Source organism: Agrobacterium sp. 33MFTa1.1 (assembly GCF_004328495.1).
Taxonomy (GTDB): domain Bacteria; phylum Pseudomonadota; class Alphaproteobacteria; order Rhizobiales; family Rhizobiaceae; genus Agrobacterium; species Agrobacterium pusense.
Genome location: NZ_CP036358.1, coordinates 590,676 through 613,325, shown reverse-complemented (window position 1 = coordinate 613,325; position 22,650 = coordinate 590,676). Strand labels below are relative to the sequence as shown.

Annotated in this window: 27 protein-coding genes; 6 read left to right on the top strand and 21 right to left on the bottom strand. The window is 62.2% G+C overall.

Going from position 1 to position 22,650, the window contains the following annotated elements; translation table 11 throughout:
• Positions 1-7: 7 nt before the first annotated feature.
• From EYD00_RS03150 to EYD00_RS03120, 7 genes are all read right to left on the bottom strand, one after another.
• Entirely contained in the window at positions 8-442 is a 435-nt protein-coding gene (locus tag EYD00_RS03150) for a C40 family peptidase (protein ID WP_004440770.1), read from the bottom strand.
• Positions 439-1,323 carry a phage/gene transfer agent baseplate hub protein gene (locus EYD00_RS03145; RefSeq protein ID WP_004440768.1) on the bottom strand — a complete coding sequence of 295 codons (885 nt, stop codon included), beginning with the start codon at positions 1,321-1,323 and terminating at the stop codon, positions 439-441. Before EYD00_RS03145 ends, EYD00_RS03150 begins: the two co-directional genes overlap by 4 nt.
• Positions 1,320-1,958, bottom strand: coding sequence for a TIGR02217 family protein (locus EYD00_RS03140; RefSeq protein ID WP_004440765.1), 639 nt, complete (start codon positions 1,956-1,958; stop codon positions 1,320-1,322). The genes EYD00_RS03145 and EYD00_RS03140 overlap by 4 nt, the downstream gene beginning before the upstream one ends.
• Positions 1,959-2,071: 113 nt before the next feature.
• Positions 2,072-2,653 carry a phage tail tape measure protein gene (locus EYD00_RS03135; RefSeq protein ID WP_004440761.1) on the bottom strand — a complete coding sequence of 194 codons (582 nt, stop codon included), beginning with the start codon at positions 2,651-2,653 and terminating at the stop codon, positions 2,072-2,074.
• A 44-nt stretch (positions 2,654-2,697) separates the two neighbouring features.
• Entirely contained in the window at positions 2,698-2,943 is a 246-nt protein-coding gene (locus EYD00_RS03130) for a rcc01693 family protein (RefSeq protein WP_072494180.1), read from the bottom strand.
• Positions 2,940-3,299, bottom strand: coding sequence for a gene transfer agent family protein (locus EYD00_RS03125; RefSeq protein ID WP_004440758.1), 360 nt, complete (start codon positions 3,297-3,299; stop codon positions 2,940-2,942). Before EYD00_RS03125 ends, EYD00_RS03130 begins: the two co-directional genes overlap by 4 nt.
• Positions 3,299-3,706: a phage major tail protein, TP901-1 family gene (locus EYD00_RS03120; RefSeq protein WP_004440755.1), complete on the bottom strand. Its 408-nt coding sequence runs from the start codon at positions 3,704-3,706 to the stop codon at positions 3,299-3,301. The genes EYD00_RS03125 and EYD00_RS03120 overlap by 1 nt, the downstream gene beginning before the upstream one ends.
• 89 nt (positions 3,707-3,795) lie before the next feature.
• On the opposite strand from EYD00_RS03120, the gene EYD00_RS03115 reads away from it, so the two are divergent.
• Positions 3,796-4,995: an MFS transporter gene (locus EYD00_RS03115; protein ID WP_034496263.1), complete on the top strand. Its 1,200-nt coding sequence runs from the start codon at positions 3,796-3,798 to the stop codon at positions 4,993-4,995.
• Between the two features lie 6 nt (positions 4,996-5,001).
• Here EYD00_RS03115 and EYD00_RS03110 read toward each other — a convergent pair whose 3' ends face one another.
• The 11 genes from EYD00_RS03110 to EYD00_RS03060 all read right to left on the bottom strand — a co-directional run bounded on the left by EYD00_RS03110 (position 5,002) and on the right by EYD00_RS03060 (position 13,657).
• Complete coding sequence (locus EYD00_RS03110; protein ID WP_004440751.1) at positions 5,002-5,397, bottom strand: DUF3168 domain-containing protein; 396 nt, start codon at positions 5,395-5,397, stop codon at positions 5,002-5,004.
• Entirely contained in the window at positions 5,394-5,735 is a 342-nt protein-coding gene (locus EYD00_RS03105; RefSeq protein ID WP_004440748.1) for a phage head closure protein, read from the bottom strand. Before EYD00_RS03105 ends, EYD00_RS03110 begins: the two co-directional genes overlap by 4 nt.
• 3 nt (positions 5,736-5,738) lie before the next feature.
• On the bottom strand, positions 5,739-6,308 hold the full coding sequence (locus tag EYD00_RS03100) for a head-tail connector protein (protein ID WP_004440746.1): 570 nt from the start codon (positions 6,306-6,308) through the stop codon (positions 5,739-5,741).
• A gap of 170 nt (positions 6,309-6,478) precedes the next feature.
• Complete coding sequence (locus EYD00_RS03095) at positions 6,479-7,747, bottom strand: phage major capsid protein (protein WP_004440743.1); 1,269 nt, start codon at positions 7,745-7,747, stop codon at positions 6,479-6,481.
• Positions 7,748-7,778: 31 nt separating this feature from the next.
• Positions 7,779-8,369, bottom strand: coding sequence for an HK97 family phage prohead protease (locus tag EYD00_RS03090; RefSeq protein WP_004440741.1), 591 nt, complete (start codon positions 8,367-8,369; stop codon positions 7,779-7,781).
• Between the two features lie 28 nt (positions 8,370-8,397).
• Positions 8,398-8,718 (bottom strand): DUF6107 family protein, encoded by a 321-nt coding sequence (locus EYD00_RS03085; protein WP_003509186.1) that lies wholly within the window; start codon positions 8,716-8,718, stop codon positions 8,398-8,400.
• 187 nt (positions 8,719-8,905) lie between these two features.
• Complete coding sequence (locus EYD00_RS03080) at positions 8,906-10,072, bottom strand: phage portal protein (RefSeq protein WP_004440739.1); 1,167 nt, start codon at positions 10,070-10,072, stop codon at positions 8,906-8,908.
• 238 nt (positions 10,073-10,310) lie between these two features.
• The gene (locus tag EYD00_RS03075; RefSeq protein WP_034496266.1) at positions 10,311-10,619 is read right to left on the bottom strand and encodes a Dabb family protein; all 309 of its coding nucleotides are present in this window, start codon (positions 10,617-10,619) and stop codon (positions 10,311-10,313) included.
• Between the two features lie 58 nt (positions 10,620-10,677).
• Positions 10,678-11,316 (bottom strand): hypothetical protein, encoded by a 639-nt coding sequence (locus tag EYD00_RS03070; RefSeq protein ID WP_004440734.1) that lies wholly within the window; start codon positions 11,314-11,316, stop codon positions 10,678-10,680.
• 557 nt (positions 11,317-11,873) lie between these two features.
• A complete protein-coding gene (locus EYD00_RS03065; RefSeq protein ID WP_004440729.1) occupies positions 11,874-13,133 on the bottom strand; it encodes a DNA-packaging protein in 1,260 nt (419 codons plus the stop codon).
• Entirely contained in the window at positions 13,130-13,657 is a 528-nt protein-coding gene (locus EYD00_RS03060; RefSeq protein WP_004440728.1) for a hypothetical protein, read from the bottom strand. The genes EYD00_RS03065 and EYD00_RS03060 overlap by 4 nt, the downstream gene beginning before the upstream one ends.
• 340 nt (positions 13,658-13,997) lie before the next feature.
• Here EYD00_RS03060 and EYD00_RS03055 point away from each other — a divergent pair, with 340 nt between their 5' ends.
• Positions 13,998-15,638 (top strand): alpha/beta hydrolase, encoded by a 1,641-nt coding sequence (locus EYD00_RS03055; protein ID WP_034495883.1) that lies wholly within the window; start codon positions 13,998-14,000, stop codon positions 15,636-15,638.
• Between the two features lie 23 nt (positions 15,639-15,661).
• Here EYD00_RS03055 and EYD00_RS03050 read toward each other — a convergent pair whose 3' ends face one another.
• The gene (locus EYD00_RS03050) at positions 15,662-16,501 is read right to left on the bottom strand and encodes an SDR family oxidoreductase (protein WP_004440724.1); all 840 of its coding nucleotides are present in this window, start codon (positions 16,499-16,501) and stop codon (positions 15,662-15,664) included.
• 143 nt (positions 16,502-16,644) lie between these two features.
• On the opposite strand from EYD00_RS03050, the gene EYD00_RS03045 reads away from it, so the two are divergent.
• Positions 16,645-17,013 carry a winged helix-turn-helix transcriptional regulator gene (locus EYD00_RS03045; protein WP_004440721.1) on the top strand — a complete coding sequence of 123 codons (369 nt, stop codon included), beginning with the start codon at positions 16,645-16,647 and terminating at the stop codon, positions 17,011-17,013.
• A gap of 230 nt (positions 17,014-17,243) precedes the next feature.
• Here the strand turns inward: EYD00_RS03045 and EYD00_RS03040 are convergent, their stop codons facing one another.
• Positions 17,244-17,675 carry an Lrp/AsnC family transcriptional regulator gene (locus EYD00_RS03040; protein ID WP_004440719.1) on the bottom strand — a complete coding sequence of 144 codons (432 nt, stop codon included), beginning with the start codon at positions 17,673-17,675 and terminating at the stop codon, positions 17,244-17,246.
• Positions 17,676-17,798: 123 nt separating this feature from the next.
• On the opposite strand from EYD00_RS03040, the gene EYD00_RS03035 reads away from it, so the two are divergent.
• Positions 17,799-18,899 carry a saccharopine dehydrogenase family protein gene (locus EYD00_RS03035; protein ID WP_004440717.1) on the top strand — a complete coding sequence of 367 codons (1,101 nt, stop codon included), beginning with the start codon at positions 17,799-17,801 and terminating at the stop codon, positions 18,897-18,899.
• A 143-nt stretch (positions 18,900-19,042) separates the two neighbouring features.
• Here the strand turns inward: EYD00_RS03035 and EYD00_RS03030 are convergent, their stop codons facing one another.
• Positions 19,043-20,503, bottom strand: a complete 1,461-nt coding sequence (locus tag EYD00_RS03030; RefSeq protein WP_004440714.1) for a protein adenylyltransferase SelO — start codon at positions 20,501-20,503, stop codon at positions 19,043-19,045.
• A 171-nt stretch (positions 20,504-20,674) separates the two neighbouring features.
• On the opposite strand from EYD00_RS03030, the gene EYD00_RS03025 reads away from it, so the two are divergent.
• Both EYD00_RS03025 and EYD00_RS03020 read left to right on the top strand, forming a co-directional pair.
• On the top strand, positions 20,675-22,393 hold the full coding sequence (locus EYD00_RS03025) for a glycoside hydrolase family 32 protein (protein WP_004440712.1): 1,719 nt from the start codon (positions 20,675-20,677) through the stop codon (positions 22,391-22,393).
• A 72-nt stretch (positions 22,394-22,465) separates the two neighbouring features.
• Positions 22,466-22,639, top strand: coding sequence for a hypothetical protein (locus tag EYD00_RS03020; RefSeq protein WP_004440709.1), 174 nt, complete (start codon positions 22,466-22,468; stop codon positions 22,637-22,639).
• Positions 22,640-22,650 lie beyond the last annotated feature (11 nt).

Here is a 22,650-nt window from a genome sequence, read left to right as displayed (position 1 = left end):
AAAAATCTCAGGGATCGGGAAAGCGGAAAATGCCGGCGATGCGCCGTTTCCAGCATGGCACCAAGGCGGAACGCACCACCGCCGCCTGCTCATAAGCGTGGATGAAATGCCGGGATTCCGCGAGGATGCCGAGATGTTTGGCCGCCGCATCGGTCCGCCAGCGGAACAGCAGCAGGTCTCCGGGCTTTGCCTCGTCCAGGCCCGAAACGCTAGGAAAATGCCGTTGCACGGCCGCCATCAGCCGGTCCTCACCACAGCGCTCGGCCCAGTCAGGCGCATAGGGCGGCGGAAGTTCCGGTTCGCTGCCGTAGAGTTCGCGCCAGACGCCTCGGATCAGGCCGAGACAATCGCAGCCAACGCCCCTTAGCGACGCCTGATGCCGATAGGGTGTGCCGATCCACGGCTCGGCCAGCGCCAGCACCTTGTCTCCCGTCTCGCTCATGGGAACAAGGCCCCGCCGTCGTGGGTGTGACCGCCGCTGGCATAAGAATAGGCGAAATCCGCCCCTGGAAGATGGGGAAAGCCCCTGAAATTCAGCTGATTGGCGAATGTATGCCTGCATGTGGCGAAGCTCTTGTCGCAACCGGCCGTGACGGAAAAGCTGTCTCCCGGCAACGGCGCCTCATCCGGTGGAAGCCAGAAAGAAAGAAGCACGCCGCCATTGCGCTGCTCATGGCCATCGAGATCGAACCCGCGCCCGGCAAGCGGACCGGTGAGAAAACGCACCTTTCCCCCGTTGAAAAAACCATCCGGGAAAGCATCGAGCCCGGTTGCGACGAGATTGCCGGCCGCGTCCACCGCCACCACCCGGCCATTGCCGGTGAACCGCGCCAGAGCAACGCCGCAGCGTGCGTCTCCCAGCGCGGCATCGCAGCGCCGTCCATAAACCCGCCCCTGCGGCTGGCTGAGGCGATGGGCGAAACTGCGCAGCTCGGCGCGAAAGGACCCGCCCGCCCGGGCTACGTCGCCGATCTCGCGCAGGGAGAGAAGCACATGCTCTTCCGGAGCCTGCCAGTTGACGAGGTAAAGCTCCACTCTCGCTCCGTCGAAACGGCCGGCGGCAAGATCTTCTTCCGAAATCGCCTCGCTGGAAAAACCGCCTGCCACTTCACCTGCGCCGGCGCCGAGCCCGGTTTCGCTGTCATTATCGCTGGCCGAAAAACCGCTGGCGGCCAGAAAGGCCGTGCCGGCGAAGAAAAGCGCCTCGTCATGATCGGTGAAGCCGATTTCGGCGCCATCCTTCAACGTCACTTTCCAGCAATGGCAAGTGGTCGTGGCATCGCTTTCAAGATGCCCGGCAAGGGCGGGAGCGATCGTTTTCATGGCAGGATTTCCATCAGCGGAATGGCGGGAATTCGCCCGGCTTCGAAGGCGGTGAGGTTGATGTCGATGCGGTCGGTCGCGAACCGTACCGGTACATCGAATTCATATCCGGCACGGACCACCGAACCGGCGGGCGGAACCTTTCCGGAACCGAATGTCACCATACCGGTCGCGTAATCGCAGGACATATCCGAAGCGGATACGGGCACACCCTCGACCGATACGAGGACGGAGCCCTCGGCAGGCTTTTCCACCCGGCGGGTGAAGAAGCCACCCGCATCGGCATAGGTCTTGACCAGCTGAAACCGCACCGTGGCGCCATCACCCACGCCGATCCTCTGATCGGTCGATGCCGGCGTGTCTCCCGGCGGGCAGGATTTGAAGTCCATGGGATCGCGAAAACGAAAGCCGTAAAGCTCGCCGCGCCGCGCTTCGAAAAAGGCCAGCACCTCATAGAGATCGGTGAGCGAGCGGATGCCCGAGCCGGCGTCATAGGCACGCCTGGCATTTCGCCAGCGCTGATTGCGGCTTTCCCGCCCATTGGAAAGATTGACGATGTCGGTCCGTCTCACCGGCCCGCCGCTCACACCGAGCGCCAGCCGCAGCGGAAACCGCACTTCATGAAATGCCACCATGTCGTTGTTCCTGGATTCATTTCGCTGTTCGGGGTGTGCCGGCCGCAGGCCCTCATCCTTCGCGGTTTGTCCATGCTCGGCAGGCCGTTCGGGACAGGGACAAGGTCTGCATATTACAATCCACGCTGGCCGCGCCCGACGCTGCGCGCCAGCATTGCGGCAATCTGGCCTTCGCTTTTGCGGAAGCTTGCCGCATCCGTCGCCGTGACGTTGAAAATGATCTGGGACCCGCCGCCGGCGGAAGGCGCCGCAACACCGAGTGCACCATCCGGGCCGCGCTTCAGAGGCAATATGGCTTCCGCCCCTGCTTCTCCCATCAGGCCAAGCCCGCCGCCCATGGGAAAAAACGCCGGGCTGGAGACGACACCACCCTCGGCGAAAGGCGTGACGCTGCGCCCCGGCATCCCGCCGTCGGCGAAAGCGAAGAGCGAGCCGCCGCCGTTCAACAACCCGCCGACGGCATTGCCAATCATGGCCTCAAAGGGTTTGAGCCCGGCGGAGAGCGCGATGCCCGACAGCCGCTGCCCAAGGCCGCGCAGCACATCGTCCAGCCCTTTGCCGCCTGTCGTTGCCGCCTGCAGTGCAGACGTCAGCGCCGCTCCGAACCGTTCGGAGCGGCGTTCGAGATCGCCCATCACTTCGGACAGGGCTTCCGCCTCCTCCCGATTTTCCGCGATCGATCCTTCACCCGCCATCGTACCTGCCTTTCCGATTCAAACTGGAGCTTCAAGTGTTTGAATTAAAAGATTTTCACGAAGCGATGATCGGATGCGTCCCTGTCGGGAAAACGCCGCATCATCGCCTCCATCTCCTGTCGATCCGGGCCGTGTGAACCGGAGCGCACGCCGCCCGTCATGGCGAAAAACTCTCTGGGCGTCAGCCGCCAGAAAACTTCGGAAGAAAGCCGCAGCAGGCAGAAACCCGCATGGAGAACCGCATCCCAGGGAAAGGGGCGCGGCGTCGCATCGCCTGCTGCGGCATTCAGGGGTCCCGCGGCGTCTCCCCTTTCAAACCGCCGAAGGTGGCGGTCAGAAGTTCGGCGACGATGGCGGCATGGCCGGCAATGCCGCCCTCCACCGTGGCGCTGGCAACATCCTCATCCGAAAAAACATTGCCGGCGCCGCGCAACCCCGCGCCGATCACCCGGATCATGTCGGTGGCCTTCATGCGTCCGCTCGCAAAACGTTCGGCAAGCGCTGTCAGGTCATCGACTTCGAAGGCGGTTTCGAGCTCGGCAAGCGCGCCGAGCGTCAGGCACAATATGCGCCTCTCGCCGTCGAACAGCGCTTCGATCTCGCCGCGATGGCGGTTCGCCCGCCCATAACGCAACCCTTGCGGCATCACAGCGCTCCAAAGGTCAAAAGACCGGCCGATTCCAGCGCGATCTCAAATTGCACTTCGCCATCGTGACGGCCGGAATACTCCAGCGCCACGATCTGGAACGGCCCGATAATCGTGCCGAAATCGGGTATGACGATCTGCCAGCCGGGAATGGTGCCCGCGAAAAACGCGCCCCGCACGAGCGCATCGCTCGCCGCATCCTTGAATATGCCTGACGCCGTCAGCGCGGCCCTTTGCACGCCGGCACCCGCCAGCAACTCGCGCCAGCGCCCGACGCTTTCCCCATCGGTAACGTCCACCGCCTGGGCGTTAAAGGCCAGCCGCCGCGTTCTGAGCCCGGCAACAGTGACATATGTTCCGGCATTGTTGAATTTCAGCAGAAAATCCTTGCCCTTCTGCGCCACCATCCTGTTTCCTTCCGTTTCGATTGCGGTTGCAGGGTGTTGCGGGCCTGCGACCAAAAATGTTCCTTGCCCTCGCATTGTGCGATCTTGCCATGTCCGATGCTGCTTCCCCGACGTTCCGTACACGCCTTATCGGCGTGCTGGCGCTTGGGCAGGTCGTCAGCTGGGGTTCCGGTTTCGACATGCTGGCCATTCTCGGTCCACGAATGGGCAGCGAACTCGCCATCGCCAACGAAGTCGTTTTTGCGGGCCTGACCGTGATGATGACCATCAGTGCGCTTTGCGGGCCGCTGCTCGGGCGGATGCTTGTGCGCCACGGCGCAGCGCCGGTGCTGGTCAGCGGCACCCTGCTTTTTGCCTGCGGCTTTGCGCTGCTTGCTTTTGCAGGCGGCGTGACAAGCTATCTGCTGGGCTGGGCGGTGATGGGCTTTGCCGGCGCCTGCGGGCTGACAACGGCGGCACACACCGCCGTGGTGGAGCGCGTCGGGGCGGAAAGTGGTCGATCCCTGACGCTGCTGATGGTCTTTACCGGCCTTTCGGCGGCCGTGTTCCTGCCCGTTACAGCCTTTGCGGAGCAGCATCTCGGCTGGCGCGGCACCCTCATCCTCTACGGCTGTCTGCAGCTGTTCCTGCTTCTGCCGCTTTACCTCTTCGTTCTTCCGAAGAGAAAGGGCGGCAATCCAGGCCAGCGCCCGCATCCTGGCGAAATCCCGGCCTCGCCGGTGGATACGCGGCGCACCTTCCTGCTTCTGGCGGCAATGACCACGCTCAGCGCCTTCACCGCCTTTGGCTTCTCGCCGCTTCTGCCTTTGCTTCTCGTGCATTCAGGCGCATCGCAAGCGCTTGCAATCCAGCTGGCATCGGTGCGCAGCGTGCTGGCGATTACCGCACGCGGGCTAGATTTCCTGCTGGGAAAACGCGGCAATCCCTTCATCACCTGCCTGATCGGCCTCTGTCTTCTGCTGACATCCTTTCTGGTCCTGCTCGTCTTTTCTCCGGCCATACCAGCCTTTGCCGGCTTCATCGCCCTGTTCGGCTTTGGCGCGGGCGTGCTGACGGTCAGCCGCGCCGTTCTGCCGCTTGCAGTGTTTTCTCCGCAGCAATACGGCCTTCAGGCCGCACGGATTTCGCTTCCGCAAAATCTCGCCATCGCCTTTGCACCTGTCATTTTCAGCATGGCGCTCGATCGCGGCGGTGTGGCGGCGATGCTTGGCATCGCTTCCATCCTGATCACCCTTTCGCTGCTGCTGCTGATCCTGCTGTGGAAAACCGTGGCCGGCCAGAAAGCGTAGGGCCCTTCATTCCGTTACCGCCCTGAACCGCATTTCAAGGACGAAGTTCCGTGACTTCGCCTCACGGCGGGAGCGGCTGGACAGCATGTGCATGTTGACGAGCGAAAAGCCGACGAGCGGCAGCGCGGCGTCATCAAGCAGCGCTTTTACCCTTGCGGCGATCTCACCCGTGGATCTGCGGCGATTGGCATCACCCCAGATTTGCAGCGTCAGAAAATGCTCCTCCGCGCTTTCCGTCGCCGTCGAATAATCGCGGGTCTCGACCTCGTCGAAGACAATACATGGCAAAAGGCCACGCGTCAGAAGCCGGTCGACGATGCCGCCGGGGTTGAGGTCTGCCAATTCGGCATCGCCAGCGAGCTTTGCGACGATCGCCTGAAGAAGCGGGTTCGCGGCGCTCATCGGTTTTCCTCTTCGCAACGGCAGACGATGAAGCGGCGGGTTTCGTCGGGATCCATCGCCGTTCGGATGTTGAGGATGCGCGACCCCTTGCGAAAGCGCATCCCGGTGCCGATGTCGATGTCGTTGCGCCAGGCGAGCCAGACACGATGGGTAATCGTCGCCCCCTCGGCCGAAGCCCGCTCGTGCGAGGCTTCGGAAACCGGCTCGATGGCGCCCCACAACGCGCGCACGGCCTTCCAGCTTTCGGCGGCGCCGCCCTGTCCATCAGGCGTTTCCGACCGCACTTCCAGTTCCAGTCGCGCCGTCAGCCTGCCAGGATCAAGAAAGACGAGGTTCATGGCCTAAAGCCCCAGACGGCAGAAAGGAGACACCAGCCGCTCATAACCAGCCGGAACGGCGGCCGGCTGGTTTTCCGGCGCGACGGCGCCGCGAAAGGCGAACATCTGCGCCACATGCATCAGCATGGCGCGTTTCAGCGTATCGGGCACATCCGTCGCGGCCTCGCCATGACCGGCGGTGAAATCGATCTCGATGCCATTCAGCTCCCGTTCCGGGGCCGGCGGTTCGCGCAGCCACAGCCGTGCCGGCCGCGCCGCGCCGTCGAGCAGCTTTTCGGTGGCGGTGATGTCTGCCACGCGCCCCTGCCCGTCGAAAACCAGAATCGTTTCGATGGCTTGCACCGGCGTCTTGCCAATCAGAATCACGCCCGTTTCGGGCCACCGATCAAGATAAAGCCGCCAGGTCTGGCGCAGGAGGCACAGCCCGGTGGTGCGTTCCAGATGCTCGCGGGCCGCGCGTATCAACGCGGCAAGCAAGGTGTCCTCGTCACCGCTGTCGAGACGCAGATGCGCCTTGACGTCGGCAAGGGTCAACGGCTCCGCCTGCGGCGGATGGATGAGGGCATAGGTCATGGGGTCTCCGGAGATTAGGGCGAGTGGCTGCGTCTTTCGCCTTCTTCCCGCCGGGAGAAGGTCGCGGCAGCGGGTTGAGGGGGCAAGGGTCGGGGTAACCCGAGAGCTTGCCCCCTCATCTGCCCTGTCGGGCATCGGCGGGGAGAAGAAACGCGCGGCACCGTCGAGGTTCAATTCACCCCGAACTTCACCAGCTTGATCGCCTCGAAATTCTGCACGCCGCCGCCCACGCGTTTGGTGGTGTAGAAAAGCACATAGGGTTTGGCCGAATAGGGATCGCGCAGGATGCGGACGCCGGTTCGGTCAACAACGAGGTAACCGGCGCGGAAATCCCCGAAGGCGATGGCGAAGCTGTTGGCCGCCACATTGGGCATGTCCTCGGCTTCCGTCACCGGAAAGCCCATCAGCGAGGCGGGCTGACCGACGGCAGCCGGCGGATGCCAAAGATAGGCGCCGGTCGTGTCCTTGAAGCGTCGAAGCGCACCCTGCGTCTTGCGGTTCATCAGGAAGGTGCCGTTCTGGCGATGGCCGGCTTTCAACGCATAGATGGCGTCGAGCAGCACGTCCATGGGACCGGCGGAGGAAAAGCCCGCCGATACGCCGGTCGCGACATAACCGATATTGCCCCAGCTCCAGTCGTTATTGGCAACGGTCGTATAGGCGAGGAACCCCCTGGGCTTGTTGATGCCGTCGCCGCCAACGAAAGCCGCCGCCTCCTGTTCGGCGAATGCGATGTCCACCTCGGATGCGATCCACGCCTCGATATCGACCGCCGCGTCGTCCAGCAGGCTCTGGGTGGCGGCAGGCATGGCATAAAGCTCCATGGTCGGGAAAGAAAGCTCCGACAGTTTCGGCGTCGCCGTTTCCGGGCGCGCCGCCGTTTCCGAAACCCAGCCGGTGGCGAGCCCGCCGGCGGCGAAGGGTTTTTTCAGCACGGCAGCGGAAACCTGTCGCACCGTGGCGAGCGCCCGGACAGGCGAAATCGCCGTCATGCGCCGGCCGATCTCGCCATCCGTCTCGGTCGGAAGAAGAAAGCCGCCGTCCGCCCCGGCCGAGCCGGCAAAGGCCTTTGCCTCGAGATCGCGCAGCGCGGCTTCCTCGCCCCGGCGGATATAGGCCTCGAAAGCGGTCTTGTGCTCTTCGGCATCCTGCGACAGCGTGTCCTTCCGGCCGAGCGCGGGCCGCGCCTTCTTCAAAGCCAGATCGTCCATGAGCCTGCGGTTGTCGTCGAGCGCCCTGTCGATGCGGTCGAGCTTGTCGCGGGTCACGACATCAGCCCCCATCTTGCGTTCGATATCGGCAAGCCGCTGATCGTTGGTCTCACGGAAGGCTTCGAAGGCCTCCATGAACTCGTCGAAGGCGGCCGTCATCGTATCGGGGACGGCCTTCAACTGCGGCGCAACCGTCATCGGGGCCGGTGTCGTTGTCTGCTCTGTCATGTGGTTTTCCTTGTTGCGGTTTGTCCGGAAATCAGCGTTTGAAGGCGGTATCGAAAAGCGAACGGGCGGCACGGCGCATGCTGCGCACCAGTTCGGTGTCGCGGTCGCGGAAGAAGCGGGCATGCTTGACATCGGAGACGCGAGCCGAGGGAAGCATCGGAAAAGTCACGACGGAGATCTCCCAGAGATCGGCCTCCAGAATGCGCCGGACGCCGGCGCGGGCCGCCTTGCCGGAACGCCCTTCCCTACTCGAACGAACCGTGCGGAAACCGATGGACAGCCCGTCCAGAGCGCCGGTCTTCATCAGCGAATGGACTTCCCTCGACCGGGCGACGCCGGGCGTGAGGATACCCTCGACATAAAGGCCACGCTCATCCTCGCGGATGGTGCGCCAGACGCCGATAGGCTGGGCCGGATCGTGCTGGTAGAGCATGCGGATACCGGACGCACCGCGCTCCTCGATGGAGCGGCGGAAGGCGCCGCGCTCGATCACATCGCGGCCGAGATCGATCTCGCCAAAGACGCTGGCGTAACCGGAAAAAGTGCCGTCGCCGGCAATGCCGCGCAGTTCCAGATTGGCGAATTTACGCGTGGCGGGACGCGGCCCGCGATAGGCGTGCATGGGTAACTCCTGCGATGTGAGGGGAATATCAGGCGCGCGGGCGGGCGCTGTAACGGTCGGCGATGCGCACCAGCACGCCCAACCCCCACCAGGCCCCCATGCTGGCGGCGGCGGAACCCGCCACCATGATTTCGCGACCGGAGAGCGCACCGGCAATATCAAGCTGCTGCACGATCCACAGGCCGATAGGCCCGCCGAAGATCATGCCGCAGGAGACGCCGGTGATAAAACGGCTCGCGGCCTCGCGTTTGCTTTTCGGCAGGAGATAAACGAGCGATACACCCGCGCCCGCCACGGCGCCGGTGATGCGGGCGGCCCAGATGCCGGCCTCATTGGCGAATTCAGACATGGGTAATCATTCCGTTCTAGGATGTTGTCATCGGGCGGACGCGCCGCGTCGCACGCAGCCGCTTCCTGCGCGCCTGCACCGGGTGATTTTACGAATCTTCGGAATCGCTTGGACGGATGAGCTCACAAAGAGAATCCGCTTCTTCAGACAATGCTTGAACCGTCAAAGCGAAAGAAACGCCGTCCTTTCAATAACCGACGGCCTCGCGTTTTTCCTCGTCGCTCAGGAACGAGGCTGCGCCGATGCGTGTCCAGAGCGCGTCCCGCTCGCCCGCGAGCCCGGCAATCCGATCGAGATCGGCTTCCAGTCGCAGGCCCACGCCGAAGATCGGCGCAAGCCAGCCGCAAAGCCTCGCCGCCGTGCGGTTGACGAGCGGCAGCACGGTGAGGCGATAGAAGGCGCGGTTCGCTTCCTGGTAATTCGCATAGGTATTGTCACCGGGAATGCCGATCAGCATTGGCGGTACTCCGAGTGAGAGCGCGATATCGCGGGCCGCGCCGTTGCGGGCTTCCAGAAAGTCCATGTCGCGCGGCGATAGTCCCATCGCCTTCCAGTCCAGCCCGCCCTCCAGAAGCAGCGGCCGGCCGGCATTCATGGCGCCCTGATAGCCCTCCTCCAGCTCGCGCTTCAGCCGTTCATATTGTTCGGCGGAAAGATTGCCGCCTTCACGCGGCTGATAGACCAGCGCGCCGGAAGGCCGGGCGGAATTATCGAGCAGGCGCTTGTTCCACTGGCTGGCCGCGTTGTGGAGATCAAGCGCCGCGCCGGCGGAGGCGAGCGGCGCGAACCCCACCCGGTCATCCAGCGGATGGAACAGTTTGAGATGCAGCAGCCCCAGCCCGTCCCGCTCGGCGGCGATGCGCCGCGTGGCCCGGCCTTCGGCGCGGTAATCATAAGCCGCCGGCCAGCCATCCGGCCCTTCGACAATGCTGAGCCGGTCAGGCCGGAGAAGATGCAGTTCACGCAGCCGCCCGCCGATCACAAGCGGCTCGACATAGGCGTTTCCGGCCAGCATGAGGTGGCCATAAAGCGCCTCGAAGAAATCCGGCCCGCCCATGTGCGCGCCCGGCCTCGCCAGAAGCGCCAGCAGCGGATGATCGCCTATCTCGTCATCGCCGTCGTAAAGCAGCCAGTTCACCGACGCGGCCGCTTCCGCCACCATGCGGGCAGCCCGGTGGGCTACGGGATTCTTCATGAAACCCTCACGGGCAAGCGCGGCATAGGACCGGCCGGACCAGAAGGCCTGCCCGCCCTGCATGGCCACGGCCATGAAGCCGCCAGCCATTTTCCGGTTTTCGGGCATGGCGTTGCCATCCGCCGGGCGCTTGCGCGGCAGGGAAAAGGGAAATCGCATGACGGTGTCCTTGTTTGTGATGTTCCTCATCCCTGGCTTGTCACAGGGAACCAGCCAGCCCAGCTCTTTGGGCCGAAGAGAGTCTTGTCGTCGCGCAGACACGCGTCGGCTGGTTTCCTGCGACAGGCACAGAAATAAGGGATACCGGGACTCAAAGCCCAAACGGAAAAAGATTTTTTCGCCGGCTCTCGGCAGACGACGGGCAGATGCCCGTCACTTGCTAAGCTGAACCGAACCGTTACCGGATCGGTGCTTTTACTGCCGTATCGCTGTCGAAATCGGCGGCGACGCGGGTTTCCCGCAGCGGCTTCACCGTGCGGGTGGAAAGATCATAGGCGGGATCGGCTTTGTAGGCCGCCAGCGCCGCCTCGTTTTCGAACTCGCCATAAACGATGAAATCGACGGAATTGCCCCATTGGTCCTTCTTCACATTCTCGCCGATTTCCAGCGTCAGCGCATGCGGAATCGCGGTAAGGCCGGAAAGGCCCTTGCGGACGGCGTCGCGGTTTTCCTCGGGAACGGTGAAAAAGACGATATGGCGGATCACGGTGTCACCTGTCATGCGAAATTCGAAGGCGGCCTTCTCGGCGCTGCGTAACGGGTTATCACCTGGGCCGCGCCGGTTCAATCCGCGCCGCAAGAAGCGCCCGATGAAATGCGCGCCCATAATTGCCCACCAGGCTGGCCCGGTCGCTGCCATTGATGATGGCGCGCGCCGCATCCCAGTCTTCGCGCTCTGCATCGAAGAAATCCGCAAGACGTCTGCCGGTGAAGCTGCCGGCCACCATGCCCCGGATCAGGATAGCCGTCGCCACGTCCGCTTCCATGGCGCGCTCGGGGCGGCCGGTTAGATCCACCCCCGTCAGCACTGACATGGTCTCATAATTGCGGCGATGGGTCAGCTGAACGAAGCCACGTCCCAGCCAGCTTTTCCCTTCCGCATCACGCCGCCAGTAGGGTCTGCGGACCATCGGCAGACCGCCGGCGGCAAAGGCGCGGTCGAGCCGTGTGATCGCTTCGGCATCGGTTGTCGCCAAAGTCTCGCGCACCGGCTGCATGGTTGCCGCCGTCTCGTGGAAAGCAGTCGCCAGCATATAAGCCAGCCACCGGGGATCGCCGCCGGGCAGCGCCGTCGCAAAGCCCGACAGGATCGTCTTCATCCCGGCAAGCTGCGCCGTCTGCAGCCGCCCGCCGAACAGAGATTTCCGCACCGACGCGACGAATCGCGCCTCGTCAAAGACCATAGTCTGCTCCTGATATGACACTTGATATGACTTGGGGTTCATGACCCCTGACGTCCGTCAGGACTAAATCGATTTGAAAAAACCTTAATCGATTTTAATCCTCGGACCGGGGTTTTGGAGTAAAAAATTCCTTGAATTCCGGAACCTTAGCGCGCTAACTCCATTTACCGCGCAATCCTGCAGCGTTAACCATTCAAGGAGGAATGCCACCATGACAGCGACAATCCCCCAGACCGTTTATGACCGTCTCGAAAACGAGTGGCGCCAGATGCGTGAAACCGGCTCCCAGCCGAAGCCGGCGCAATCTCCGAAGAAATAATATTTGCCCGACGTCCGAAATCGGGCGGGTCCTTCACTTTTTCTTCTCCCCGCTGGGGAGAAGATGGCCCCAAGGGTCAGATGACGGGGCAAGGTCCTGACATCCATGCTCTCGCGGCACATCTTGACCGTTGCCTCTTCATCCCGCGCTGCGGTCCTTCTGCCCAACGGGAGAAGAAACAGACGGCACGCTTGGGGCGTTATTGGCTCTAGGTCCCTGGAGCCACTAAATCACCGTCTCACATCCCCCGCACCTTCGGTTCGCTGGTCACCATCGTCGTCAGCGCAGTGATCGCCCAGACGAGTGCGTCCAGCCTGTCCGGCGAGCGCCCGGTCGACAGGCCTTCCGGTCCGAAATCCGTCATCTGGTCCTCAAGCTTTTCAAATCGCGCGGCGTGGCGCACCCTTCCCTGCTCATAGAGCGCGGCGACCGGTTCGGCGCGGGCGAACTTTCCGCGGCTTGCCCGCACCAGCGTCAGCGGCAGGTTGGCGTCTACGCTCTGCAGCATGGCGCGCACCATCTCGCCGCCCTGATTGACCTCTGCCACGACGCGGTCAGCCTCGTGGCGGCGGAAGGCGGCGACGACGGCGCGAGCCCAGCCGGCCGGCGTCTCCCCTTCCACCGAACAATCCGCAAGCACCGTGAGACGCCCGGCCATGCCCAGTCCCGCCACGACGATGCCGCAGCAGGAATTTTCACCACTGCCGGCCGGCGGATCGACCGACACCACGATCCGCGAAAGCGGCGCAGCCGCGACCTCAACGATCGCTTCCAGATCGGCGCGTTTCCATAACGCGCCCTCGCGCTCATCGATCAGTTCGCCGCCAATTTCCTGACGGCCGAGCCGCGTGCCGCCGTAGCGGTCCTGCATGGCTTTCAGAAAACCGGGAGAAAGGTTCCGCGCGTTCATGGCCGTCGGCATCCGGGCCACCCGGCTCGAAGGATCGGCCAGAAGCGCCTTCAGCAATGGAATGGGCCGTGGCGTGGTCGTCACCAGCTGTCGTGGCAATTCACCCAGACGCAGGCCGAACTGCAGCATGTCCCAGGTTTCCTGTGGATATTTCCATTTGCCCAGCTCATCCGCCCAAGCCATGTGGAACTGCGGCCCGCGCAGGCTTTCCGGGTCTTCCGATGAGAACACCTGCGCCATCGCCCCGTTGGGCCAAAGCAGCCGCCGACGCGACACCTCGAAGGCGGGACGATGGCGGCGGGCAATACGGCAGATGCCGGAAATGCCGTCGATCATCACCTCCCGGGCGTCACCCAGCGTTTCGGCAACCAGCGCGATGCGCAAATCCGATTGCCTGCCGGCGGAAGCGACGGCGTGAACCCACTCCGCCCCGGCGCGGGTCTTGCCGGATCCGCGTCCACCGATCAGAAGCCATGTCCGCCAGTCGCCCTCCGGCGGTTGCTGCGGCAGGTTGCCGATGAAACGCCAGTCGCGCAGAAGATTGAAAACCTGCGCCGGCAGATGGGGTCCGGTCGACATATCCGTCATGTGTCGGTTTCTGCGAAGGGGCTGCAAGCGGGATCGGTTGCCGTCTTTGCGCGGCATTTCTGTTCAGCCAGTTCATCGATGCGATTGAGGAAATGCGCCACCGCCGCTTCGTAGTCCCCGACATCGGTTTCGTCTTCGCTGAAAAGAGCTTCCCTTTCTTCCGCCAGCACCCGTTGCAAAGCGTCGATCCGCTCCAGCGTGCGAACGATCAGCGACAGCTGGTCCGTCGCAGCCTTCACATCGGCGCGCGCGAGCTTGCCCGAAGCATCCTCCGCCGTCGCCAGAAACGCCGCTTCGCTCACTTGGCGGAGATTGCGGTACAGGCAGAACTGCTCGCGCATCTCCTCCGTCAGCTCATTCAGCAATTGCCGCAGGCTGCCGTTGCGCGCCGCATCTTCGGCGGCCAGCCTGTCGGCCCGCGACTTCGTCTCGGGCGCGGCTTCCGGCATGTCGTCAGCCGCATAGGCGGGCGTTTCCGGCCAGACGCTGTAGAGCGCCGGATCGCAATTGCTGGACGTTGTCATGGGATTGGCCTGCGAGAGAAAGAACAAATAAAGAGGGGCCGCGAACAAGGCAAGTTTGCTTGCACCTCACTCACCCTCATTCCTGTGACAAGCACAGGAACACGGTGGTGAGGAAAGCGCTACGGGCGGTCCCAAGGACAACCATTGCCGTTCAGCCGCAAATCTCCGACTATAGCCAAACGCTATCAAACCACCGTCACGGTGTAAAGGATTATTTTCCTATTGCTGTGATTTTTATCCTGATCACGGGATTTGCACCCTCGTCCGTCACATATTACACTTAGCACCAGGCGGTGAGCAGAAGGGACAAGTCAAGTTGGTAAAACAATGGGTTGAGCGGTTGTTTGCGGGTCTTTCGGCAACCGGCATCGTCTTGGGCACGGTTCTCTTCTGCGCTTCTCTCACACCATCGCTCCTGCCGCGAACATGGCTGATGCAAGGTGTGCTGTGCGGGTTTTCTTTCGCGATCGGTTACATGATCGGCGTCGCCCTTCATGCGATCTGGGCTTATCTGGAGCTGCCTGAACCCTCGCGTCATAATGTCCGCGGCGTTCGGTTTCTCATTGCGCTTGCCGCCGCGATTACGGCGATTGCGTTTCTGTGGCAGGCGAAAGACTGGCAGAACTCCATTCGCGTGCTGATGGAGCTCGATCCGCTCCCCAGCGCGCACCCCACCAAGACAGGCGCCATTGCCATACTGGTGGCTGCCATTCTCATCGGCGCCGGCCGGCTGTTCCAGCTGATCCGCCGTTTCTTTGCGACGCGCAGCCGGCATTTCCTGCCGCGCCGGCTGGCCAATGTGCTCGGCATCGCCGCGGCCATCATTCTGTCCTGGATGCTGCTCAACGGGCTGATCTTCGACATCGGCTTAAGATTTGCCGATTCCTCGCTGAAACAGGTGGATGCGCTGATCGAACCCGATGTGCCGCGCCCGTCCGATTCGCTCAAGACCGGCAGCAGCGCCTCGCTGATGACATGGGAATCGCTCGGCCGTCGCGGCCGCGAATTTGTCGCTGAAGGCCCTCATGGCGCAGACATCTCCGCCTTCACCCACCGCCCGGCCAAGGAGCCGCTCCGGGTCTATGCAGGCCTGAACTCCGCCTCGACCCCGGATGAAAGGGCATCCCTGGCGCTTGAGGAACTGAAACGTGTCGGCGGCTTCGAACGCAAGGTGCTCCTGGTGGTCATCCCCACCGGCACCGGCTGGATCGATCCGGAAGCGCTCGATACCGTCGAGTATCTGCATGACGGCGATATCGCCAGCGTTGCCGTGCAATATTCCTATCTCTCAAGCTGGATAGCCTTGCTGACGGAGCCGGATTACGGCGTCGAGACGGCGCGCGCTTTGTTTGAAGCCGTTTATGGCTACTGGACCACCTTGCCGAAGGAAAAGCGGCCGAGGCTTTATCTGCACGGCTTGAGCCTCGGTTCGCTCAACTCGCAGAAGTCCTCCGATCTTTACGATGCGCTCTCCGATCCCTTCCAGGGCGCGCTGTGGAGCGGCCCTCCTTTCTCCAGCCCGACATGGCGCATGGCCACCAATGGCCGGGTGAAGGGCACGCCGGAATGGCTGCCGCGTTTCCGCGATTCCTCCGTCATCCGCTTCGCCAACCAATATACCACCGCGCATATGCCTGATGCGACCTGGGGGCCGATGCGGATCGTTTATCTACAATATGCCAGCGACCCCATCACCTTCTTCGAAGCCGCCTCGCTTTACCGGCGGCCGCAATGGATGGTGCATCACGGGCCAGACGTTTCCACATCCTTCCGCTGGTTCCCGGTCGTCACCCTGCTGCAGCTCGGCCTCGATGTTGCCGCCGCCACCACGGCGCCGATCGGATATGGCCATGTCTATGCGCCGGAACATTACATCGATGCCTGGACGGAGGTGACGGCGCCGCAGGGCTGGAATGCCGAGGATATCCAGCGGCTGAAAATGTTCTTCAAGGCCCGCCGCGGCTCCACCGATCCGGCTTAAGCGCGGCGGGCTCTAGTCGAGTCTCAGCCTTTAAGCCGGTTCAGATTGTCGGCGATATAGGTCTCCAGCGAACGCGGCGCATGGCCGGTCAGCGTTTCCACGTCGCCGGTCACCACCGCGGTCCAACCCTCACGAACGGGATGGAAGATCGAGGCGAGGAAGGACGCGTAGTCCTGCGGCACACCTGCACCCGTGAGGATGCCGATAAAGACCTCGTCCGAAACGGCGGCATAAGACACTGGCTTGCCGATAGCCTGCGAAATCAGTGCTGCCGCTTCGCCGTAGCCAACTGCCCTTGGTCCGGTCAGATTGAAGGCCTTGCCGTCAAAGGCCGTGGATGTCAGAGCGGCGGCGGCGCTATCGGCGATATCGCGCACATCGATGAAGCTTGACTCGCCCTCGCCCGCCGGAACGGCGATCTGGCCGTGGTCGATGCCGGCTTTCCAGTAGCTGTGGAAATTATCGGCAAACCAGTTGGGACGCAGGATGACGTAAGGCGTGTCTGACGCGATGATCTTCAGCTCGATCTGGCGATAGGGAATGGAATCGTCGGCATCGACGCCGAGAACGCTGAGGAACACGATCTTCACCTTCCGGCGTGCGGCCTCCTCGACAACGGGCGTCAGCGCGTCGATGGCATCCAGACGCCCGCCGGAAAGAAGCAGGAACAGGCGGTCAACACCGTCGAAGGCATCCGCATAAGTCGATACGTCGGTATAATCAAAACGCACCCCTTCCGCGCCGTCCGACGCCCTGCCACTGCGCGACGCCGCCTTCACGCTTTCGCCCTTGGCCACCAGTGCCCTGACCAGCGGCGTGCCGATGGTGCCGGTTGAACCGATTACGAGTATCTTGCCTGCCATCTCAAATCTCCTTAGTATCTAATGGAAACCATGTTTCGAAAACACAGATACTGCGTTAGAGAAATCATGAAAAGAGAGCACTTTTCGGTTAGCTGGTTTCCTCGCGGAAACCGGTATGGCCTTGAAACAACAGGGTGAAATCGATGGCAAATATCTATGACGTTTATGAGGACCGCTGCCCGACACGCATGGTGCTGGACAGGATCGCCGACAAATGGGCGCTGCTGATCCTCGACAAGCTGCGGCGTGATGCCGTTCGCTTCAACCTGTTACGGCGCGAGATCAAGGGCATATCGCAGAAGGTGCTGTCGCAGACGCTGAAGAAGCTGGAGCGTGACGGGCTGATTTCACGGCAGGCCTTTCCAACGGTTCCTGTCACCGTCGAATATTCACTGACGCCGCTGGGGCGCACGCTGACGGACACCGTGGCGGCGCTTGCCCATTGGGCGGAGGGCAATATGGACGCGGTGATGGCGGCACAGAAGGCTTATGATGAGCGGACGGTGGTTTAGACGGCTTCGCTTTCGCGTAGCGAGAGAAACATAGGAGTGGCAATCCTTTGTTGTTTCGTTTTGCAGACCATCGCTTCCGTCATACCGGACTTGATCCGGTATCCACCCAGCCCAAGTCCATGGGCTGAAAAGACTCTGTTCCCCGCGCAGAAGCGCAGCGACTGGATGCCGGATCAAGTCCGGCATGACGGAAGTGGGTTTCGCTTATCTTCTACTCTTTCAAACGCTTCTTACCGCGAGATCCGCGTCGACAGAATGATCGATGACAGCGTGCGCTCCACGCCGTCCAAGGCGCCGATACGGTCGATCAGCCGGTCGAGATCGAGGATCGAAGGGGCGGCCAGAATGGCGATCAGGTCAAATGTGCCGCTCACCGAATGCAGCGTCGTCACTTCCTTGATGGCGGCAAGCGCCGCAGTCACCGCCGGCAGAGCCTTCGGCCCGATGGTGATGAGCACATGCGCGCGCACCAACCCGGAAAGATAACTTTCCGAAAGCCTGAGGCCGTAACCCGCGATCACGCCGTCTGCCTCCAGGCGCTCGATGCGGGCCTGCACCGTGGTGCGCGAAAGGCCGAGCCTGCGCGCCAGTTCCGCCACCGGCATGCGGGCATTTTCGGAAAGCAGCGCCAGCAGCGCCCGGTCCTTGTCAGTGATCGTCATAGTGATCAATCCTGTCGTCTTATCGTTCAATAATAACGAGCGATCTGCACATAGTGAAGCTCCGAATCGCAGCGAAACCGCAATATGATTGTGCCCTACGGATTTTTCTGCGGGGAACAAAACATGAAAAACATCGTCGTCATAGGTGCGGGCAACATCGGCTCGGCCATCGCCTGGATGCTGGCCGCCACAGGCGATTATCGCATCACGGTTGCCGATCGCTCGGCCGACCAGCTGGCCAATGTGCCAGCACATGAGCGCGTCGACACCGAGATCGTCGACATCACCGATCGTCCGGCGCTGGAAGCACTGCTAAAAGGCAAATTCGCGGTGCTATCCGCCGCCCCCTTCCACCTGACGGCGGGCATTGCCGAAGCGGCCGTTGCCGTCGGCACGCATTATCTCGATCTGACCGAAGACGTGGAATCCACCCGCAAGGTCAAGGCATTGGCGGAAACGGCGGAGACGGCGCTCATCCCGCAATGCGGCCTCGCGCCCGGCTTCATTTCCATCGTCGCCGCCGATCTTGCCGGCAAGTTCGACAAGCTGGACAGCGTGCGTATGCGCGTCGGCGCGCTGCCGCAATATCCGTCCAATGCGCTCAACTACAACCTCACCTGGAGCACGGACGGGCTGATCAACGAATATATCGAGCCCTGCGAAGCGATCGTCGAAGGCCGCCTCACCGCCGTTCCGGCGCTTGAGGAGCGTGAAGAATTCTCGCTCGATGGCGTCACCTATGAGGCTTTCAACACGTCAGGCGGTCTCGGCACGCTCTGCGCCACGCTGGAAGGCAAGGTGCGGACGATGAATTACCGCACCATCCGTTATCCCGGCCATGTCGCGATCATGAAGGCGCTGCTGAACGATCTCAACCTGCGCAATCGCCGTGATGTTCTAAAGGACCTGTTCGAGAACGCCCTTCCCGGCACCATGCAGGATGTGGTCATCGTCTTCGTCACCGTCTGCGGCACCCGCAACGGCCGCTTCCTGCAGGAAACCTACGCCAACAAGGTCTATGCCGGTCCCGTTTCCGGCCGGATGATGAGCGCCATCCAGATCACAACCGCCTCAGGCATCTGCACGGTTCTCGATCTGCTTGCCGAAGGCACGCTGCCGCAGAAGGGCTTCGTGCGCCAGGAGGAAGTGGACCTGCCCAAGTTCCTCGATAACCGGTTCGGCCGGTATTATGGCGCACATGAGCCACTGGCTCGGGTGGGGTGAGCTACCGGCCTCAGTTTATTCCGTCATACCGGCCTTGAGCCGGTATCCAGCCAGCCCAAGTCCTTGGGCTGGAAATACTCTATTCGCCGCGCAGACGCGCGTCGGCTGGATGCCGGATCAAGTCCGGCATGACGGTGAGGTCGTCACGTCCCGCAAAACGTCCGAAATACCCGCTCATGGCTCATCGGCGGCTGCATATAGACGAAATTGTCCGGCCGCTCCTCGAAGGGCGTCGCAATCGCCTTCAGCATGGCGTGAAAGGGCTCGAAATCATCCTCCTCCACTGCCGCCTCGATCAGTTCCTCGATGCGGTGGTTGCGTGGGATGATGGCGGGATTAACTGACAGCATCGCCGCCGATCTTTCGGAATCGGAAATCCCCTCCCGACCGGCTCTTTCCCGCCAACGGGCGAGAAATTCGTCCGCGCCCGCAATATCGATGAACATGCCGCGGAATGGCTCGGCGTCGCCATTGACGGCATGCGAAAGACGACGGAAGGTCAGCGTATAGTCCGCTTCCGATGCCTGCATCAGCGCCAGCAGCCCCTGCACCAGATCCATATCGCCGTCTTCCTCCGCCGTCAGGCCAAGTTTTGCGCGCATGCCGGTAAGCCAGCGTTTGGGAAAGGCGGCAGCGAAATCGGCGAGAACCCCATTGGCGAGTTCAGCGGCCTTTTCCACCAGCGGATCGAGCAGCGGCAGCAGGCATTCCGCCAGCCTTGCGATGTTCCACTGGGCGATGCCGGGCTGGTTGTTATAGGCGTAACGGCCCTGCGCATCGATGGAGGAAAAAACCTTGTTGGGGTGATATTCATCAAGGAAGGCGCAAGGGCCGAAATCGATGGTCTCCCCGGAGACCGCCATATTGTCGGTATTCATCACGCCATGGATGAAGCCCACCATCATCCAGCGGGCGATGAGGTCGCATTGCCGTTGCGCTATGCCTTGCAGCAGGGCGAGATAGGGATTATCTGCCTCTTTCGCCTCGGGATAATGACGGTCGATCACATAGTCCGCGAGGTTCCTGATTGCCTCGTCATCCTCGCGCGCGGCGAAAAACTGGAACGTGCCGACACGGATGTGGCTTGCCGCGACACGGGTGAAGACGCCGCCCGGCAGGCCGACTTCACGCTGCACCCTTTCGCCGGAGAGGACAGCCGCCAGCGCCCGGGTTGCGGGAACGCCCAGCGCAAACATCGCTTCCGATACGATATATTCGCGCAGCACAGGGCCAAGCGCGGCGCGCCCGTCACCCCTGCGCGAGAACGGCGTCGGGCCGGAGCCTTTCAGCTGGATATCACGCCGTTTGCCGTTCCTGTCGATCAACTCGCCCAGAAGAATCGCGCGGCCATCGCCCAGCTGCGGTACGAAACCGCCAAACTGGTGGCCGGCATAGGCCATGGCCAGCGGTTCGGCTCCCTGAGGCACGACATTGCCCGAAAAGATCGCCGCCAGTCTTTCATCGTCAAGGCCGGTGACGTCGAGACGAAGCTCGTCGGCAAGCCCACGGTTGAAGGCGATGAGGCGCGGTGCCTTTACCGGCGTCGGCAGCACCGCGGCGCTGAAACGCTCCGGCAGGCGGGCATAGGAATTGTCAAATTTCATCACGGATAAACTCCCTGCTTTGCCTTTATATGGGGCCGGAGGGCGACGGATGCGAGCGATAAATGCCAAAGCTCCGCTCCTTCGCCTCATTCAATTTTGCGCAATGAACTTTCCATCGCCATCATCGTTCCTATGCTTGACCCGCAGAATGCCGAAAGGAAAGGAAAAGCAATGACCGTCGTTGAAGCCGTAACCGCCGAACCGGAAAGCGCCATCCGTACCATTCACACCGATCTGCCCGTCAACGCCACCTTTCATGTCTGGCTGAAGGCAAAAAAAGCCGGCGAGCCGGGTGCGGTTTCCTTCTCCAATCAAAACGGAAAATTCGCTGAAGTTTCAAGCGTCAACACCGAAGAGTACGGGTTTCGGATCTATCAGGTTTTTGGCGGCGGCCATGTGGAGCTGAGTTACGACACGGTCACCACCGCCGTTTCGGTGATTTATTGGTTCACGGCATCGGATGTACTCGAAACCGGCATCACGGTTGTTCATACCAAGCCTGACAATGCCGCGCCGGAACTTCCCGGGAGCTACCACTTCCGCCCGCCCTTCGGCTGGATGAATGATCCGAACGGCTTTGGCCGCTTCGAGGGCCGTCCGCATCTGTTTTATCAGCATTATTCGCACGGGCTGCGGTGGAACACCATGCATTGGGGACATGCTGTCTCCTCCGATTATCTTCGCTGGCGGCATCTGCCGATCTTCCTTTTTCCGTCAGAAGACCTGACCACCCGGCCGGACAAGCGCGGCGGCGCCTATTCCGGCTCCACCATTCCGCTGGTGGAAGGCACCGGCATCCGCGTGTTCTTCACCGAGCAGGTGCAGGACCGCATTCCCGAACAGCAGATACAGCTCACCGCCACCTCTTCCGATCTCATCATGGCAGGGCAGGCAGACGTCATTCTGGGCCATCGTCCGGACGGACAGGGGCTGACGCCGGATTTCCGCGATCCTTACGTCTTTCGCGGTCCCGATGGCTTATGGAAAATGGTGCTCGGCAGCCAGAGCGAGGGCGGCGGTGTCATCCTGCTTTACGAAACGCTCGACCCCACGGCTGCTTCCGGCTGGACCTATGTGGGCAAGCTCTGGGTGGAAACGCGGTATAAAACCACAGCCATCGAATGCCCCTGCCTGCTGCCGCTCGATGGCCCCGCCAATGCCCGTTCCACGCGCTGGGTGCTGATCTACGGACTGATGCACTCGGAAGACCCCGAGACAGGCCGCAAGAACCTGACAATGGCCGATGTGGGCTGGTTCGACGGCAAGGTCTTCACCAAGGAATCCGGTCAGGAGCTCGATTTCGGCACCGATAATTATGCCTTTCAGGCCTTTCTGGACGGGGATAGCATCATCGGCATCGGCTGGCTGGCCAATTGGGCCGACGCCAATCCCGAGATCGATTTCCCCACCTCCATGACGTTACCGCGCCGGATCACTTATGTGAATGGCGAGCTTCTGACCCCACCCATCGGCGCGGCCGAAAGCCTGCGCAGCCACATTCTCGACCGCACCCGGCTTGCGGCCGGCGAGCGCGTCACCTTCATCAACGGCGCAGTGGAGATATTGATCGAGCTTGCGTCGCCGGGGGTGCCCTTCGAACTCGCGCTTGATCACCCGACGGTCACGCTCGGTCTCGTCAGCGACGAAACGGGCCTCTGGATCCGCCACGAGGATGGGCGGGAGGGCCCCTCCCCACATTACATTGCCAAAGGCGCAAGGGCCTCGCGCGTCCGTATCTTTCTGGATTACGGCTCCATGGAGGTTTTTGCCAATCGCGGACGGTATGTCGGCACGAAACGCATCGAGGGCTTCGAGCCCGTGCGCGCCGCTCTTTTGAAGGCCGAGCCCGGGGCGGTGGTCCACGCCACGACCTGGGCGCTGCGTCCCTAAGGAACCTTTTGGCGGATTGGGTGGTTGATAGACCAGAAACGCCCGAAAAATTCCGCCGAAAGGAGAAACGGCATGACCAAAATCCGCGACACCAGCGATCCCATCCTGTTTCCGACGGAAGCCAACGAGAACAAGACCGAGAAGAAGCGCGCCGGAAAGGGTATCGTCATCGTCATCGGCGCGATCGCCGTCATGGCCTTTGTGGTCTATCTGACGGCGATCACCATCGCCACTACCCAGTCCTGACCAGGCCGCGG

Coding starts and splice junctions, on each gene's coding strand:
- EYD00_RS03045 (WP_004440721.1), top strand. CDS start 16,645: ATGGCAAATATCTATGACGTTTATGAGGACCGCTGCCCGACACGCATG.
- EYD00_RS03030 (WP_004440714.1), bottom strand. CDS start 20,503: ATGAAATTTGACAATTCCTATGCCCGCCTGCCGGAGCGTTTCAGCGCC.
- EYD00_RS03080 (WP_004440739.1), bottom strand. CDS start 10,072: ATGCGATTTCCCTTTTCCCTGCCGCGCAAGCGCCCGGCGGATGGCAAC.
- EYD00_RS03035 (WP_004440717.1), top strand. CDS start 17,799: ATGAAAAACATCGTCGTCATAGGTGCGGGCAACATCGGCTCGGCCATC.
- EYD00_RS03020 (WP_004440709.1), top strand. CDS start 22,466: ATGACCAAAATCCGCGACACCAGCGATCCCATCCTGTTTCCGACGGAA.
- EYD00_RS03120 (WP_004440755.1), bottom strand. CDS start 3,706: ATGGTGGCGCAGAAGGGCAAGGATTTTCTGCTGAAATTCAACAATGCC.
- EYD00_RS03090 (WP_004440741.1), bottom strand. CDS start 8,369: ATGCACGCCTATCGCGGGCCGCGTCCCGCCACGCGTAAATTCGCCAAT.
- EYD00_RS03070 (WP_004440734.1), bottom strand. CDS start 11,316: ATGGTCTTTGACGAGGCGCGATTCGTCGCGTCGGTGCGGAAATCTCTG.
- EYD00_RS03110 (WP_004440751.1), bottom strand. CDS start 5,397: ATGAGCGCCGCGAACCCGCTTCTTCAGGCGATCGTCGCAAAGCTCGCT.
- EYD00_RS03140 (WP_004440765.1), bottom strand. CDS start 1,958: ATGGTGGCATTTCATGAAGTGCGGTTTCCGCTGCGGCTGGCGCTCGGT.
- EYD00_RS03135 (WP_004440761.1), bottom strand. CDS start 2,653: ATGGCGGGTGAAGGATCGATCGCGGAAAATCGGGAGGAGGCGGAAGCC.
- EYD00_RS03085 (WP_003509186.1), bottom strand. CDS start 8,718: ATGTCTGAATTCGCCAATGAGGCCGGCATCTGGGCCGCCCGCATCACC.
- EYD00_RS03060 (WP_004440728.1), bottom strand. CDS start 13,657: ATGACAACGTCCAGCAATTGCGATCCGGCGCTCTACAGCGTCTGGCCG.
- EYD00_RS03145 (WP_004440768.1), bottom strand. CDS start 1,323: ATGAAAACGATCGCTCCCGCCCTTGCCGGGCATCTTGAAAGCGATGCC.
- EYD00_RS03115 (WP_034496263.1), top strand. CDS start 3,796: ATGTCCGATGCTGCTTCCCCGACGTTCCGTACACGCCTTATCGGCGTG.
- EYD00_RS03100 (WP_004440746.1), bottom strand. CDS start 6,308: ATGACCTATGCCCTCATCCATCCGCCGCAGGCGGAGCCGTTGACCCTT.
- EYD00_RS03105 (WP_004440748.1), bottom strand. CDS start 5,735: ATGAACCTCGTCTTTCTTGATCCTGGCAGGCTGACGGCGCGACTGGAA.
- EYD00_RS03125 (WP_004440758.1), bottom strand. CDS start 3,299: ATGCCGCAAGGGTTGCGTTATGGGCGGGCGAACCGCCATCGCGGCGAG.
- EYD00_RS03095 (WP_004440743.1), bottom strand. CDS start 7,747: ATGACAGAGCAGACAACGACACCGGCCCCGATGACGGTTGCGCCGCAG.
- EYD00_RS03065 (WP_004440729.1), bottom strand. CDS start 13,133: ATGACGGATATGTCGACCGGACCCCATCTGCCGGCGCAGGTTTTCAAT.
- EYD00_RS03150 (WP_004440770.1), bottom strand. CDS start 442: ATGAGCGAGACGGGAGACAAGGTGCTGGCGCTGGCCGAGCCGTGGATC.
- EYD00_RS03050 (WP_004440724.1), bottom strand. CDS start 16,501: ATGGCAGGCAAGATACTCGTAATCGGTTCAACCGGCACCATCGGCACG.
- EYD00_RS03025 (WP_004440712.1), top strand. CDS start 20,675: ATGACCGTCGTTGAAGCCGTAACCGCCGAACCGGAAAGCGCCATCCGT.
- EYD00_RS03040 (WP_004440719.1), bottom strand. CDS start 17,675: ATGACGATCACTGACAAGGACCGGGCGCTGCTGGCGCTGCTTTCCGAA.